The organism is Roseivivax halotolerans, from assembly GCF_900115815.1.
GTDB lineage: Bacteria > Pseudomonadota > Alphaproteobacteria > Rhodobacterales > Rhodobacteraceae > Roseivivax > Roseivivax halotolerans.
In genome coordinates, this window is record NZ_FOXV01000004.1 from 59,935 (window position 1) to 75,422 (window position 15,488).

Here is a 15,488-nt window from a genome sequence, read left to right on the forward strand (position 1 = left end):
AATCAGTCCATCTTATAGAAGAACTCTTCCCGCACGATTTTTCCGTTGGCGACGTGATAGACGCCGACCTCCTCCATCTCGGTGGTCTCGCCGCTGTTCTTGTCGCGCACCTTCATTGCGAAATGTACCGCGAACCGGTCCTCGCCATGCGGGAACGGACCAGAGATCGTGCCATCCAGCAGCTCCATGTTCTCGTTCCACCAGGCGTGTTTGCCCTTGATGCCTTCAAGGCCGTGCGTCTCTCGGCTCTCCGCGCCGGGCATGCAGACAGCTTCGACCGACACCGCATCCTGCGCATACAGCGTGTCGAGATTGGCCGTATCGCTGCCGTCACGGCAGCCGGCCACGAGCTTTTCCGCCAATTCCAACAATTTCATCGCAGTATTCCTGAACTTTGTTCACCTAATGTTCTCACCATAGCGTGAGCGCGGCGATTCGGGAACGGAAATCGTCAATGCTGCCGCAGCGCCTCGATCAGCTCGTCCTTGGTCATGTCCGAACGGCCCTCGATGCCGATCTCCTGCGCGCGCTCGTAAAGCTCGTCCTTGCTCCACTCCTCGTAAGGGGGTTGCTTGCCACCTTTCTTCGAGGGGGACATGTCGTCATTGGCCTTGGCATTGGCGATCCGCGCCGCCTTTTCCTTGGACATGCCCTCGTCGCGCAAATCCTCGTACAGCTTCTCGTTCTTGATGCTCGGGCGGTCGGCCATGATCGTCTCCTGCGGGTCCGGGTGACAAACATCCCTGCCGCTCTCTCGGTTCCCGCGCCGCGCGATGCACCGATTGCGGCGGCCCCGCGCCCGGACTATATCGCGCGTCATGCTCGATGTGCCCACGAACCGCCCCGACCTGCCGCCCGAAATCGCGCGGCGCCGCACCTTTGCGATCATCTCGCATCCCGATGCGGGCAAGACCACGCTGACCGAGAAGTTTCTGCTCTTCGGCGGCGCGATCCAGATGGCAGGGCAAGTGCGCGCCAAGGGCGAGGCGAGACGCACGCGGTCCGATTACATGCAGATGGAGAAGGACCGCGGGATCTCGGTCTCGGCCTCCGCCATGTCCTTCGACTACCACAATTTTCGCTACAATCTCGTGGACACGCCCGGCCATTCGGATTTCTCGGAAGACACCTACCGCACGCTGACCGCCGTGGACGCGGCGATCATGGTGATCGACGGCGCGAAGGGCGTTGAAAGCCAGACGCAGAAGCTTTTTGAAGTTTGCCGCCTGCGCGATCTTCCGATCCTGACCTTTTGCAACAAGATGGACCGGGAGAGCCGGGATACGTTCGAGATCATCGACGAGATCCAGGAGAACCTCGCGATCGACGTGGCCCCGGCCAGCTGGCCCATCGGCATGGGGCGCGATTTCCTCGGTGCCTACGACATGCTCAACGACCGGCTCGAGCTCATGGACCGCGCCGACCGCAACCGCGTCGCCGAGAGCATCGAGCTCAAGGGACTGAACGATCCCGAGCTTGAAAACCACATTCCGGCGGAGCGGCTCGCGCAGCTGCGCGAGGAGATCGAGATGGCGCGCGAGCTGCTGCCGACACTCGACGCGCAAGCCGTGGCCGAGGGTCACATGACACCGATCTGGTTCGGCTCCGCGATCAATTCCTTCGGCGTGAAGGAGCTGATGGACGGGATCGGCCGGCTCGCGCCAGAGCCGCAGCCCACCTCCGCAGAGCCGCGCCAGATCGCGCCCGAGGAAAAGAAGGTCACAGGCTTCGTCTTCAAGGTGCAGGCCAATATGGACCCCAAGCACCGCGACCGGGTCGCCTTCGTGCGCCTGTCCTCGGGGCATTTCGAGCGCGGAATGAAGCTCACCCACGTCCGCTCCAAGAAACCGATGACGATCTCGGCCCCGGTCCTGTTCCTCGCCTCCGACCGCGAGCTGGCCGAGGAGGCCTGGGCGGGGGACATCATCGGCATTCCGAACCACGGGCAACTCAGGATCGGCGACACGCTGACCGAGGGCGAGGCGCTCAAGGTCACGGGCATTCCTTCCTTCGCGCCGGAGCTTCTGCAATCCTGCCGCGCGGGCGATCCGATGAAGGCCAAGCACCTTGAGAAGGCGCTGATGCAATTCGCAGAGGAAGGCGCCGCCAAGGTCTTCAAGCCGAATATCGGCTCGGGCTTCATCGTCGGCGTCGTGGGCCAGCTTCAGTTCGAAGTTCTGGGCAGCCGGATCGAGCTGGAATACGGCCTGCCCGTCCGCTTCGAGCCCTCGCAATTCACGTCAGCGCGCTGGGTGCATGGCGACAAGCAGGCCGTGGACAAGTTCGTCAACGCCAACAAGCAGCATATCGCGACCGACAATGACGGCGATCTGGTATACCTCACGCGCCTGCAATGGGACATCGACCGGATCGTGCGCGACTATCCCGACGTGACGCTTTCCGCGACGAAGGAGATGATGGTCTGAGCGCTTCGCGTCACGACCATTCCGCCGTTTGGCCTTGTTCGGGCCGATTTGCTGCGCCACGCTCTTCGCGATGAGCAAAGACACGGGCAAACGCCCCGCCTATCCCGGCGGGATCGACGCCGTGCTGACCCAGATGGAGGGACGGCGCGACCCGATCACCTATGCTGAAGGCCAGGCGCTGCCGCCTGTCGACATCGACCTCGCACCGCTGAAGGCGACACGCATCAGCCCGCCAGCCGAGGATCCGTCAGAGGCCCCGCCTTTCCGCTCTGCCTACCATCGCAAACGGTTCGCGCTCCGGGAGGAATTCACCGGCGCCTCGGAACTGGCCTGCCTGCACGGTCTCCTGATCGCGCATCTTCGCAAGCGATCCTGGCCGAACCATGCGCCTGCACTCTTCCGCCGGCTCTGGGCCGAAGAGGCGGAGTTCCTGCTCGCCGCGCTCGATCTGCGGTGGCAGGTTTCTGCGGTCACGACCTTCGGCGATCACGGTGCAACACCAGAGGAGCGCGCCAGCGGGCTTGCCCTGTCGACCCTGTTCGGCGCGATGAAGCTCTATGAGACCGAACGCCTCTATTCCGGGCGCAAGCCGGACGCGGCCTTCGCGTTGGATGACAAGGTGAAATCCAAGCTGCCGATGCAGATGGATTCCTATTCTATCCTGCATGGCGGGCTCGACGTGAACATGCTGGGGCGGCTCTGGCAGGAAGCCGAGGCCGCGCCGGTGATCCGGCCGCTCGCGCAGCATCTGATCGGCGCGCTGATCGACGACCCCGCTACGATCTTCCAGCGCCTCGCGACGATGAAGGCACGCAAACAGAAACGCGAGGACGGCGCCAAGCCCGAGAAGAAAAAGCCCGTGAACATGGCGCCAGTTCCAGCCCGCGCGGCCCGGCTGACAGCAGGCACGCTGCGCTGGGGGGTGGTCGCGACGATCAAGGCCGAAACCGAGGCCGCGCTGCGCTTTGCCGCGCATCACCTCGAACTCGGCGCGCACGCGATGCACATCTTCCTCGATGTCCCGCAGCCCGAAACCGCCGCCGCGCTGTCCCGCGATCCGCGTATCCGGGTGATCACCTGCGACACCGCCTATTGGGACGGGCTCGGCAAGCCGCGCATGGAGGCGCACCAGCTCCGCCAGGTCTGGAATGCCACGCGCACGCTTCAAACCGAGGCGGACCGGCTCGATTGGCTGGCGCATATCGACGTGGACGAGTTTCTGCTGCCGGACCGGCCCATTGCCGAGATCCTCGCCGACGTGACGCCCTCGGCCGCGCTTGCACGGATAACGCCGGTCGAGGCGCTCGCTCCGGACGACGGCTCCCTGCCCTCGGCCTTCAAGCTCACCCATGCCGCGGCAGGCACCCGCAAAGCCGAGGTTCAGGACATCTATCCGACCTTCGGAATGCACCTCTATGGCGGTTTCCTCAGTCACACGACGGGCAAGGTCTTTGCCCGCACCGGCATCCCCGAGACGCGGTTCGGTATCCATGCGCTCAAGCATCGCGGGGCGGAAGTGACGAACAAAGTCACGCTCAGCGACGTGATTCTGGCCCATCTACACGCCCCCGACTGGCAGACATTCCTGCGTCACCTCGATTTCCGGCGCACCCGCGGATCCTATGCCAAGCAAAGCGAGCGGCCGGGCCGGCTCGGCGTTGCCGATATTCTGGGCATGTTGCAGGACGAAGACGGCGAGGCGGGCCTTCGCACCTTCTTCGACGAAATCTGCCGCGACACGCCGGAGCTGCGCGCAAAGCTGGCCGCGCACGGCATGCTGAAGCTGCATCCGCTCGATCTCGACGGGGCGGTCGCGCGCGTCTTCCGGGGCCGCGCCGCCTGATGCGCTGGGGCATTGTCGCGACGATCAAAGCCCCGCTGCCGCGTATCCTCGACTTCGCCGCATGGCATCTGGACCTCGGCGCCGAGCGGCTGTTTCTCTATCTCGACGACGGCGATTCTGAGGCTGCGCGCGTCCTTAACGCGCATCCGCAGATCAATGTGACAGAAACCGGCCCCGCCTACTGGAAGAACAAGGGCGGCCGGCCCGACATGCACCAGAACCGCCAGTGCCGGAACGCGCGGCACGCCTATAACCGCGCGGGCACGCTCGACTGGATCGCCCATATCGACGTGGACGAGTTTCTTTTGCCCGAGGGATCCGTGTCCGCCGCGCTTGCCTCTCTGCCGAAAGACGCCCTCTGCGCGCGGATGCGGCCGGCAGAGGCACTCGCGCGGGAAAGCGATACGCCTGCGCGAGATTCGATGCGTCACTTCAAGGCGTTCCATGTCGATCAGACGGCGCGGCAGGATGCGGCGCAACGCATCTTCGGCGACGCGTCCCGGCACCTCTCAGGCGGTTTTCTGAGCCATGTCGCGGGCAAGCTCTTCATCCGAACCGGCCACAAGGGCTTGCAGATCCGCATCCACAATATCCGGCTCGGCGACGTGCAGAACCCCGGTGAAGTCGCCCTGCCCGACATTCCGCTCGGCCATTTCCACGCCGAAAGCTGGGAGGCGTTTCTCGCCGCCTACAGGTTTCGCGTGACCCGGGGCTCCTACCGGGCTGAGTTGAAGCCGCAAGCGCGCGGCTCAGGGGCTCTCAAGCTGCATGATCTGTTCACTCAGATCGAGGCCGACGAAGGCGAATCCGGGCTCCGCCGCTTCTACGATATCGTGGCATTGGCGACGCCCGACCTCCGCTCCCGGCTCGCGGCGGAGGGCCTCCTTGTCTCGCGCCGCATGGACCTGCCCGCGCTCGTTGCGCGACATTTCGGTCATGAGCGCGGTTCGCGATAGTCCGTATCGGCAGGTCAGATTGACGTCATCGCCCCTTTTCGCTAGAGAGCGGCACGCTTGCCGGCGCGCTGCCGGCCCCGACCCCTTGCGCGGGGTTATCTTACGCAGACGCACGGGCCAGGATGTGTCCGTGAACACCGGATACACATGACCAAATTTGCAGATCTGAACCTCAGCCCGAAAGTGCTGAAAGCCATCGAAGAAGCGGGCTACGAGACGCCCACCCCGATCCAGGCGGGGGCCATTCCCCACGCGCTCGAGGGCCGGGACGTGCTCGGCATCGCGCAGACCGGAACGGGCAAGACGGCCAGCTTCACGCTGCCGATGATCACCAAGCTCGCCCGCGGTCGCGCCCGCGCCCGGATGCCGCGCAGCCTCGTGCTCGCGCCCACGCGCGAGCTTGCCGCCCAGGTGGCCGAGAATTTCGACACCTATTCCAAGCATGTGAAGCTCACCAAGGCGCTGCTGATCGGCGGCGTCAGCTTTGCCGAGCAGGACAAACTCATCGACAAGGGCGTGGACGTGCTGATCGCGACGCCCGGTCGCCTGCTCGATCATTTCGAGCGTGGCAAGCTGCTGCTGACCGGCATCGAGATCATGGTCGTCGACGAAGCCGACCGGATGCTCGACATGGGCTTCATTCCCGATATCGAGCGTATCTTCTCGCTCACGCCCTTCACCCGGCAGACCTTGTTCTTCTCGGCCACGATGGCCCCGGAGATCGAGCGGATCACCAACACGTTCCTCGCCGCACCGGCACGGATCGAGGTTGCCCGGCAGGCCACCGCCTCCGAGACGATCGAGCAGGGCGTCTTGATGCTGAAATCCTCGCGCCGCGACCGCGCCGATAGCGACAAACGCCGGGCGCTGCGGGCCCTGATCGATGCCGAGGGCGAGAAGCTGACCAACGCCATCGTCTTCTGCAATCGCAAGGTCGACGTGGATATCGTTTCGAAATCGCTCAAGAAATATGGCTATGACGCGGCCCCGATCCACGGCGATCTGGACCAGTCGGTGCGGACGCGGACGCTTGAAGGGTTCCGCGCGGGATCGCTCAAGATCCTGGTGGCATCTGACGTGGCCGCGCGCGGCCTCGACGTGCCGTCGGTCAGCCACGTCTTCAACTTCGACGTTCCGGGCCATGCCGAGGACTACGTTCACCGGATCGGCCGGACGGGTCGCGCAGGCCGTGAAGGCAAGGCGATGACGCTCTGCATTCCGCGCGACGAGAAGAACCTCGAAGACGTGGAGCGCCTGATCGACAAGCCGATCCCGCGCCTCGACAACCCGCTCGGTGACACCGCGCCCGAAACCAGCGCAGAGGCCGAAGGCGACGAGAGCAATCAAAAGCCGCGCAAATCCCGGTCCCGCTCGCGCTCGCGCAGCAAGACGCCTCAAGCGAGCGACGCCGCGACGGATGCGCCGAAAGAGGTCCAGTCCGAACAACAGGACGAGACCTCCGAGCAGAAGTCCGAAGCCAAGCCCGAGCCGAAATCCGACGACAAGTCGCAGCGCGGCAAGTCTTCGCGCGGCGGACGCGGCGGGCAGCGCGGCGGCAAGCAGGATGACGTCGTCGGTATGGGCGATCACATGCCCACCTTCATCGCCAAGAGCCTCGACGAACGCAAAGTCGGCTGAGCGCGGTTACGCCGATGTGACCGGGCACGGGATGCAAGTTCCGCTGCCTGGGATATCCTCTGGTCCCACAGGCCAATGAAAATGAGGATAATCCCATGTTTCGCACCGCTTCGGCGGCCCTTGCCGCGTCGCTTTTCGCCGCTCCAGCGCTTGCGCAGGAGTGCACCGCGACGGTCAATGCCAGCGAAATCGTCATCAACACCGAAGAGCTTGGCGAGGATCGCTCCAGCCCCGGCATCCGCGAGAGGCTGGTCGACTGGCCGTCCAGACGCTGGGACCGCGCGCGCGGCCGCCCGCCGGAATGCGACAGCCAGACGATCATCACCTATCTCGCCGACCAGGTGCCCGCGCAGGACGTGAACGGCTATTGCCTGTCGGAGCTAGAAGAGACCGGCTACATCCTTGTGCCCGGCGCGCGCAATTACCGCGGCCGCTGCACGGAGACCGCCTGCCAGAAGGTCAATGCCGCCGCGGATGCGACCGTCAGCACGACAGCCGCGCTCGCTTCGGCGGTGCAGCGCAAATCTGGCGAGACGAAAGAGCGGCTCGACGGGGTCGTCCACGGCTCGGGCGCCCTGATCCTGTCAGGGTCGCGAGATCTGGTGCTGGGCGCGCTCGGCAGCGCGGGCACGGCGGCCCTTGGCACGGTTGGCGCACCGGTCGCCGCCGTCGGCGCGGGGGTCACGCTCGTCGGCGTGGGCGGCGCGCTGTATTATTGCTCGGGCTCCGAGGGGCCGGACCTGCCGCCGCTTGACGGACAGTTCCAGAACCCCGAGGACCGCGACCCCTCGCTTCAGTGATCAGCTGAGCCGGGAGATGACGACTGTCACTTCCGGCTTCTTGCCGATTTCGTTCTGCGCGGCGTTCCGCACCGTGCGGCGCAGCCCCTCTTCCAATGCGTCGTCATCGGCGAGCACCTTGGGCTTGGCGCGTTCGACGAACTGCGCGAGCTCTTCCTCCAGCGCCGCGTCAAGCGGCTGCTGGCTGCGTCCCGTCTCGGCCAGACCCATCGGGTCGACCCAGGGCTCGCCCAGAGGCTCGTTGTCCTCATCAAGAACCAGCGTCACCGTGACATGGCCGTTCAGCGCCATGCGGATCCGGTCGCGCACCACACCGTCGAGCGCACCGACCTGCACGGAGCCGTCGAGATAGACGCGGCCTGTCTCCACGTAGTCGCAGGGTTTCCCGGTCGTCAGGTCGATCATCGTCCCGTTGGGCGCGACAACGCCGCGCCGCCCGTGCTGCGCGGCCAGGTTGGCGTGGGTCCGCAAATGGCGATGCTCGCCATGCATCGGCACGACCAGCTTCGGATCGGTCAGCTGGTGCATCGCGATCAGGTCCGGCCGGTTGGCGTGACCCGAGACATGATACTTGCCCGAGGAATCGTCGACCACATCGACACCGCGCTCGGAGAGCTGATTCATGATGCGGATGACGCCCTTCTCGTTGCCCGGAATGGTCTTGGAGGAGAACAGGAACAGATCGCCGTCCTTGAGCTCGATCCCGAAATGCTTGCCGCGCGCCAGCTGAGCGGAGGCCGCGCGGCGCTCCCCCTGGCTGCCGGTGACGATGAGCATCAGATTCTCGCGCGGAATGTCGCCCGCTGCCTCGATGGGCTCGGTCGAGGGAAAGCCGGTCAGAACGCCCGTCTCCTTGGCGGCCTCGACCATGCGCTGCATCGCGCGGCCCATGAGGACGATCGTTCGCCCTGCCCGGACACCCGCCTCGGCCAGCGTTTTGAGGCGCGCGACGTTCGAGGCGAAGGTCGTGGCGACAACCATGCCCTTGGCGTCCAGAAGCAGTTTCTCGATCTCGGGCCCGACCGTGGCTTCGGACCGGCCTTCATGCTCGGAGAAGACGTTGGTCGAATCGCAGACGAGCGCGGTCACGCCGTTCTTGCCGATCTCTTCCCAGATGCTGCGCTCGAACGGCTCTCCGACGACGGGCGTCACGTCGATCTTGAAATCGCCCGTATGCACGACGCGGCCGAGATCGGTATCGATCACCATGCCGGAGCTTTCGGGGATCGAATGCGAGATCGGCGCGAAGCCAACGCTGAACGGCCCGACCTGCTGCGTCGCGGGCCAAGGCTCCTGCGTGCGGACGATCTCGGGGGAAAGGCCGCGCTCGTCGAATTTCCGCCGGGCGATATTGGCGGTGAAGGCACGGGCATAAACGGGCGCGCCAAGCTCTTCCCAGAAATGCGCGACCGCGCCCACGTGGTCCTCGTGGGCGTGGGTCACGAAGATCGCCTCGATCCGGTCGCGCCGCGCCTTGAGCCAGCTGACGTCGGGGAAAATGAGATCGACGCCGGGCGTCGTGTCCATGTCGGGGAAGGTCACGCCCATATCGACGACGATCAGCCGCTCCTTGTCGGGCGCGCCGTAGCCATAGACGTAACAGTTCATGCCGATTTCGCCCGCCCCGCCCAAGGGCAGGTAGATCAGTCGGTTGGCGCTCATCGGATGTTTCCTTCGGTCTTGTTGTGATTGTGGATGACGGTCAAACCGTGCATCGTGAGTTCGTCTTTCCAGTCGTCAAATAGGTCTTCGGCCTGCTGGAACAAAGGCGCGAGCCCTCCGGTGGCAATGATCTTCATGGGCCGGTCCCGCTCTGCCTTGATGCGGGCGCAGACCTCGCGGATGACGCCGACATAGCCCCAGAAGATGCCCGACTGCATGCAGGCGACCGTGTTCGTGCCCACGACCCGCTGCGGACGGGAGATATCCACATGCGGAAGCGCCGCCGCCGCCTCGTGGAGCGCCTGGAGCGACAGGTTCACCCCCGGCGCGATGACCCCGCCGACATAGGCACCATCGGTATCGACCACGTCGAAGGTCGTGGCGGTGCCGAAATCCACGACGATGAGATCACCGCCGTAAAGGTCGTGCCCCGCGACGGTATTGACCAAACGGTCGGGGCCGACCTGCGTTCCCGCATCGACGCGGACATCGATGGGCATCAGGCAATCGGGCCGCCCGACGACAATCGGACGGGTGTTGAAATAGCGATCCGCAAGGACACGCAGGTTGAAGACGACACGCGGCACCGTCGAGGAGACGATCATGTCGGTGATCTCGGCCTCGATGTTCTGAAGCTTCATCAACGTGGAAAGCCAGACGTAATACTGGTCCGCCGTGCGCTGATGTTCGGTCGAGGTCCGCCAGGTCGCCAGGAATTCCGTCCCGTCCCAGATCGAGAAGACCGTGTTGGTGTTGCCGCAATCGATTGCGAGAAGCATGGTGCGCCGCCTCCGTTGAGGGTCAGAAGAAGACATCGGCGGCGGCGATGGAAACGCGGCCTTCCGGCGTCTTTAGGACAAGATTGCCGCGCGCGTCCACCGTCTCGAAGGTGCCGCGCGTCTCCGTGCTGCCGGTCCGCGCGGTGATGACCTCTCCAAGACGCGCCGCGCGCGAGAGCCAGGCCTCGCGGATCGGCGCGAAGCCGTAGGTCTTGAGGCTGGTTTCATGACGCGCGAAGTCCGCCGCCAAATGGTCTAGGAACGTCTCCGGCGTGGGGTCCGCGCCTGTCTCGGGAAGCAGAGCCACGGGCCGCACCGCGCCGTCCTCGACCTCGCTCGCATCGGGCGCCGCGATGAGGTTCACGCCGATCCCGATCGCAAGGTGATCGACCCGCGCGACATTCCCGAGAGTTTCCAGCAGGATACCCGCCAGCTTGCCGCCGTTCAGAAGCACGTCGTTCGGCCATTTCAGCGCGAAGGGCTCGACCCTGCCCGTCAGCCGCACGCAGGTATCGAAAAGCGCCAGCGCCGCCACGAAAGAACGCAGCGCGACAAGCTCCGGCGGCTCGGACGGCATCAGCAGAAGCGTTGCGGAGAAATTTCCCTCGGGCACGCGCCAGGCCCGTCCCCGCCTCCCCCGTGCGGCGGTTTGGCGATGCGCCATGATCCAGATCGGCCCGCTTGACGTTCGTGCTTGCCGCGCGGCCTCGGCATTGGTGCTGTCGACCTCGTCAAGGATCAGCCGCGCGTATCCCTCGGGCCAGGAGATCGCGCTCACGCCGCCGCCCCGTCCCGCCGGAAGGTGAGGTAATGCGGCACGCGCCCTTCGCGGAGCGCTTTCTGCTCGTAACGGGTGGAAATCCAGTCGTCCCAAGGGGTGCGCCAGTCGCGCGGCCCTTCGGCTGTCCAGGTGAATCCGGCTTTCGGCACTTCCTGCAAGGTCTGCCGGACGTAATCGGGAATGTCCGTCGCCACACGGAACTCCGTGCCCGGTTTCATCGCGCGGGCGAGTGGCTCCAGATGCTCAGGCGTCACGAACCGGCGGCGGTGGTGCTTTTTCTTCGGCCAAGGATCGGGATAGAGCAGGAACGCCTTGTCGAGCGATGCCTCGGGCAGAACGTCGAAGAGGTCGCGCACATCGCCGGGATGAATGCGGACATTTCCCGCCGGGTTGTCGCGGAGCTTGCCGAGCAGCATCGCAACGCCGTTGATATAGGGCTCGCAGCCGATGATACCGGCCTCCGGGTTCTCCAGCGCCTGGTGCACGAGATGTTCGCCGCCGCCGAAACCGACTTCGAGCCAGACGGGCTTGCCGTCGAACATGCCGGCCACGTCGAGAGGGTTGCGCTCGGGGTTTTCTTCCCATCCGACCGGGCCCGGCGCGTAGCTTGCCAGATCCTCGTCGAGATAGGCTTCCTGCGACTTACGCAGGCCCTTGCCCTTGAGCCGCCCGTAGAAATTGCGCCAGGGGGCGCCCGTGGAATGCCGGTCCTTCATGGGGCGCGGGCATAGCGCGGCGCGCGCGCCGCCGCAACGGGCTCAGAGCGCGAGGATCAGAACGAGGATCGAGAGCGTCAGCACCGCGATGCCCGCGATCTCGCGCCGCGTGACGCTCTCCCGGAAGAAGAGCGCGGAGACCGCGACGGAAAAGATCAGCTCCACCTGTCCCAGCGCCTGCACATAAGCCGCGTTCTGCAGCGTGAAGGCGGAGAACCACGACACGCTGCCTGCCATCGAGGCCGCACCGAGCCAGACGCCCCGTGCGCGCACAGCCCAAACCGCCGAGAGAGTGCCCGGCGTACGAAGCCGCAGCCAGAGGCCGAGCGCGGCCGTCTGCATCAGAGTGACAAGTGCGAGCGACAGGATTGCGCGCGTGACGGGATCGTCCGAGGCGACGGCCAGCGTTGCGCCCCTGTAGCCCACCGCCGAGATCGCGAAGAAGAAGCCCGAGCCGAGGCCGAGTGCCACCTCGCGCGGCCCGATCCGCTGCCACCAGCGGCCCGCGATCCCCGGCGTTTCGGACAAGAGCAGCACGCCCGCAAGCCCGATCAGGATCGCCGCCCAGCCGCCCGGAGACACCGCCTCGCCAAGGACGATGAAGGCGAGAAGCGCAGTCTGGATCACCTCGGTCTTCTTGAACGTGATGCCCACCGCGAAGTTGCGCGTCTCGAACAGCGCGACCACGCAGATCGTCGCAAGGATCTGCGCCAGTGCACCGGCAGGCGCGTATAGCCAGAACGCGCGCCCGAGCGGCGGCAGCCCCGTCCCTTGCAGCCAGAGCCAGAACGCCGCGCCCGCCCAGGCGAATGGCATCGCGTAGGCGAAGCGCGCAAAGCTCGACCCGGTGCTCGAGAGACCGCCCAGGCTCAGGATCTTGTGCAGTGCGAAACGCAGCGTCTGGAAGGCCGCCGCGCTCAGCGTGAAAAGGATCCAGGGCTCGATCATCTGAGCGGCGCCCGCCCGAGCGGACGAAAGGCCATGTTCAGTACGGGAAGGGGTGTGCCCGCCAGGCCGCGTCGAGCGCGTCCAGGCAGTCCTGCGACAGCTCCGTCTCGATCGCGCCCAGAGCGTGATCGAGTTGATCGAGCGTGGTCGCCCCGAAGATCGACGAGGTCACGAAGGGCCGCCGCGCGGACCAGGCGAAGGCCATGTGGACCGGATCATGCCCGAAGTCGCGCGCGATCTGCAGGTATGCCGCAACCGCCTCGAAGGCCCGGTCGGTCTTGCGCCCGCCAAGATCGCCCGCTCCGCCATCAGCGACGTTCACCTCCATCCGGCTGCCTTTCGGCATCGCTCCATCCTGGTACTTGCCCGACAGAAGCCCCGCACCGAGCGGCGAATACGGCAGGAAGCCCACCTCCTCGTGCAGAAGAACCTCGGCGAGATCGGTATCGGCCATCCTGTAGAGGAGCGAGTATTCGTTCTGCACGGCATCCATGCGGGGCAGCCCCTCGGCCTCGGCGATCCGGTTGAAAGCCATCGTGCCCCAGGCGCTCTCGTTCGAGAGGCCCATCGCGCGGATCGTCCCGCGCTCGACTTCGCGGGCGGCCCAGCCAAGGACATCCGACATGTGCTGGCGCGTTGCGGCGCTGTCCTGCTCCCAGGGTGCGAAGCTCCATTGCTGGCGAAAGGCGTAGGAGCCCCGGTTCGGCCAATGCAGCTGGTAGAGGTCGATCACGTCCGTCTTCAGCCGGCGGAGCGAGGCTTCGAGCGCCTCTGTCATCGTCGCGGGGCTGATCGGCGCGCCGTCCCGCACCGCGCCGAGCCCTGCGCCCGATACTTTCGTTGCGAGAACCCAGTCGTTTCGCCTGCCGGATTTCTCGAACCAGTCCCCGATGATCGCTTCGGTATGACCGATGGTCTCGGCCTTCACCGGGTTCACCGGATACATCTCGGCGGCATCCATGAAGTCGATGCCCGCCGCACCCGCGCGCTCGATCTGGGCATGCGCGGTCTCTGCATCGGTCTGGGAGCCGAATGTCATCGTGCCGAGGCAGACCTCCGTCACCTCGATGCCGGACCGGCCGAGCTTGTTCTTCTTCATGTCGCTGTCTCCAAATCGTTCGGCGCGAACCCTATCCGTCACGCCTCGCGTCGCAAGCCCTGGCTGACATCGGTTGGCGAGACCGCGACGGATTTCATCACGGCAAAACAGGCCGTGCCTTCGGAGAGGGCGAGCGTCTCGGCGCTGCGTTGGGTGATGCGGGCGAGGATCGCGTCCTCGCCGACCTGCAGCTGAGCGATCACGCCCGGTCCTTCGCCGCGGCGAATGGCGCGCACCGTCGCGGGCAAAACGTTGAGGGCAGAGATGTTCTCGGGACGCTCTGTCGCGACGATCACGTCCTGCGCGAGGATTCGCACGCGCAGTCGCGCGCCCTCCGCCGCATCGATCCGCGGCAAATACAGCCGCCCGCCAGAGATGCGAAGCTCGGTCAACCCGTCCGCCTCGTGGCCCGCGACCTCGGCAGTCAGGACCGCGCCCGCCTCGCGCAGGCCCATCACGTGAACGAGGCTCGGATCCGAAAGAAGCGCCTCCGCCGAACCCGACTTCAGCACGCGCCCCTCTTCCAGGACAACGATATGCGTAGCGAGCCGCGCCACCTCCGAGAGGTTGTGGCTGACATAGAGGATCGGCAGGCCCGTCTCGGCCCGCAGCCGTTCGAGATAGGGCAGGATCTCGTTCTTGCGGGGCGCATCGAGCGCGGCGAGCGGCTCGTCCATGAGGAGCAGTCGAGGCTCCGACAGAAGTGCGCGGCCGATGGCGACGCGCTGCGCCTCTCCGCCCGAGAGCGCGCCGGGCCGACGGGCGAGAAGCGGCGCAATACCCAGAAGCTCGGCCACGTGATCGAGCGCGCCCTCGCCCGACAGCCCCCGCGCGCGGCGCCCGTAGAGAAGATTGCGGCGCACATCGAGATGCGGAAAAAGCCGCGCTTCCTGAAAGACATAGCCGATGCGGCGCGCGTGGACTGGCACGGAATGGCCGGCGCGCGCGTCGAACAATGTCTCGCCCTGGACCGCGACACGCCCGTTGTCTGGCGCCGCGAGCCCCGCAACCGCGTTGACGAGCGAGGTCTTGCCCGAGCCCGATCGCCCGAACAGCGCCGTCACCCCGTCCGGGGCCTCGAAGGCCACGTCGAGTTGAAACGCGCCTTGCCGCTTCCGCACATCGACCGACAGCGTCATCGGCCCGCCACCCGCGCTGCGACCCGCCGCGCCAGCCATTCCGACAGAAAGAGAGCTGCCATCGCGATGGCAAGCGAGATCACCACCAGCGTCATCGCCGCGCCTTCGCCGCCCGGAACCTGCAGGAAGGCATAGATCGCAGAGGGGATGGTCTGCGTCTCGCCGGGTATGTTCGAGACAAAGGTGATCGTCGCGCCGAATTCGCCCATCGCTTTGGCGAAGGCGAGGATCGCCCCCGCGATCACGCCCGGCAGGATGAGCGGCAATGTCACCGTCGCGAAGACCCGCATCCGCGAGGCTCCAAGCGTCGCGGCGGCCTCTTCGAGTTTCGGATCGACCGCCTCGATGGCAAGTCGGATCGCGCGAACCAGAAGCGGGAAGGCCATGATGCCCGCCGCAAGCGCCGCGCCGGTCCAGCGGAAGGCGAGCGTGATACCGAAAAGCTCATGGAGCGCCGCGCCGATCGGACCCTGCCGCCCGAAGCCCAGAAGCAGCAGGTAGCCCGTTACCACCGGCGGCAGGATGAGCGGCAGGTGTACCAGCCCGTTGAGAAGGCCCCGCCCCGGAAACCGCACCCGCGCCAGAAGGTAAGCGACCGCGATCCCGAGCGGCATTGCCGCCAGCGTCGCCCAGAAGGCGACCTTGAGCGACAGGCGCACCGCCTGCCAGGCTTCGGGTCCGAGCGTCTCCATGACCTCCGC

At 65.9% G+C, this 15,488-nt stretch carries 15 protein-coding genes; 5 read left to right on the forward strand and 10 right to left on the reverse strand.

Translation table 11 applies throughout. The features are described 5' to 3' along the window. Positions 1-2: 2 nt before the first annotated feature. Positions 3-377 carry a nuclear transport factor 2 family protein gene (locus BM171_RS07255; protein WP_093010184.1) on the reverse strand — a complete coding sequence of 125 codons (375 nt, stop codon included), beginning with the start codon at positions 375-377 and terminating at the stop codon, positions 3-5. Between the two features lie 74 nt (positions 378-451). Next, positions 452-709: a DUF7218 family protein gene (locus BM171_RS07260; protein ID WP_093010185.1), complete on the reverse strand. Its 258-nt coding sequence runs from the start codon at positions 707-709 to the stop codon at positions 452-454. A 109-nt stretch (positions 710-818) separates the two neighbouring features. Between BM171_RS07260 and BM171_RS07265 the strand changes: the two genes are divergently transcribed. The 5 genes from BM171_RS07265 to BM171_RS07285 all read left to right on the forward strand — a co-directional run bounded on the left by BM171_RS07265 (position 819) and on the right by BM171_RS07285 (position 7,663). Next, on the forward strand, positions 819-2,426 hold the full coding sequence (locus BM171_RS07265; protein ID WP_093010186.1) for a peptide chain release factor 3: 1,608 nt from the start codon (positions 819-821) through the stop codon (positions 2,424-2,426). Between the two features lie 70 nt (positions 2,427-2,496). Beyond that, positions 2,497-4,269, forward strand: a complete 1,773-nt coding sequence (locus tag BM171_RS07270; protein WP_093010518.1) for a glycosyltransferase family 2 protein — start codon at positions 2,497-2,499, stop codon at positions 4,267-4,269. Beyond that, positions 4,269-5,225 (forward strand): glycosyltransferase family 2 protein, encoded by a 957-nt coding sequence (locus BM171_RS07275; protein ID WP_342741991.1) that lies wholly within the window; start codon positions 4,269-4,271, stop codon positions 5,223-5,225. Before BM171_RS07270 ends, BM171_RS07275 begins: the two co-directional genes overlap by 1 nt. Before the next feature lie 147 nt (positions 5,226-5,372). Beyond that, positions 5,373-6,863 (forward strand): DEAD/DEAH box helicase, encoded by a 1,491-nt coding sequence (locus tag BM171_RS07280; RefSeq protein WP_093010187.1) that lies wholly within the window; start codon positions 5,373-5,375, stop codon positions 6,861-6,863. 95 nt (positions 6,864-6,958) lie between these two features. Beyond that, positions 6,959-7,663, forward strand: a complete 705-nt coding sequence (locus tag BM171_RS07285) for a hypothetical protein (RefSeq protein WP_093010188.1) — start codon at positions 6,959-6,961, stop codon at positions 7,661-7,663. On the opposite strand, the gene BM171_RS07290 is transcribed toward BM171_RS07285, so the two are convergent. From BM171_RS07290 to modB, 8 genes are read right to left on the reverse strand one after another with little or no spacing between them, the layout of a single operon-like run. Continuing rightward, on the reverse strand, positions 7,664-9,325 hold the full coding sequence (locus BM171_RS07290) for a ribonuclease J (RefSeq protein ID WP_093010189.1): 1,662 nt from the start codon (positions 9,323-9,325) through the stop codon (positions 7,664-7,666). Then, positions 9,322-10,104, reverse strand: a complete 783-nt coding sequence (locus tag BM171_RS07295; RefSeq protein WP_093010190.1) for a type III pantothenate kinase — start codon at positions 10,102-10,104, stop codon at positions 9,322-9,324. Before BM171_RS07295 ends, BM171_RS07290 begins: the two co-directional genes overlap by 4 nt. Positions 10,105-10,126: 22 nt before the next feature. Next, positions 10,127-10,882: a biotin--[acetyl-CoA-carboxylase] ligase gene (locus BM171_RS07300; RefSeq protein WP_093010191.1), complete on the reverse strand. Its 756-nt coding sequence runs from the start codon at positions 10,880-10,882 to the stop codon at positions 10,127-10,129. Continuing rightward, a complete protein-coding gene (gene trmB / locus BM171_RS07305; protein ID WP_093010192.1) occupies positions 10,879-11,601 on the reverse strand; it encodes a tRNA (guanine(46)-N(7))-methyltransferase TrmB in 723 nt (240 codons plus the stop codon). The genes BM171_RS07300 and trmB overlap by 4 nt, the downstream gene beginning before the upstream one ends. 42 nt (positions 11,602-11,643) lie before the next feature. Then, the gene (locus BM171_RS07310; RefSeq protein WP_093010522.1) at positions 11,644-12,546 is read right to left on the reverse strand and encodes a DMT family transporter; all 903 of its coding nucleotides are present in this window, start codon (positions 12,544-12,546) and stop codon (positions 11,644-11,646) included. A gap of 40 nt (positions 12,547-12,586) precedes the next feature. Then, positions 12,587-13,648, reverse strand: coding sequence for an aldo/keto reductase (locus BM171_RS07315; RefSeq protein ID WP_093010193.1), 1,062 nt, complete (start codon positions 13,646-13,648; stop codon positions 12,587-12,589). 38 nt (positions 13,649-13,686) lie between these two features. After that, positions 13,687-14,787 carry a molybdenum ABC transporter ATP-binding protein gene (modC, locus tag BM171_RS07320; protein ID WP_093010524.1) on the reverse strand — a complete coding sequence of 367 codons (1,101 nt, stop codon included), beginning with the start codon at positions 14,785-14,787 and terminating at the stop codon, positions 13,687-13,689. Continuing rightward, positions 14,784-15,479, reverse strand: coding sequence for a molybdate ABC transporter permease subunit (gene modB / locus BM171_RS07325; protein ID WP_093010194.1), 696 nt, complete (start codon positions 15,477-15,479; stop codon positions 14,784-14,786). Before modB ends, modC begins: the two co-directional genes overlap by 4 nt. Positions 15,480-15,488 lie beyond the last annotated feature (9 nt).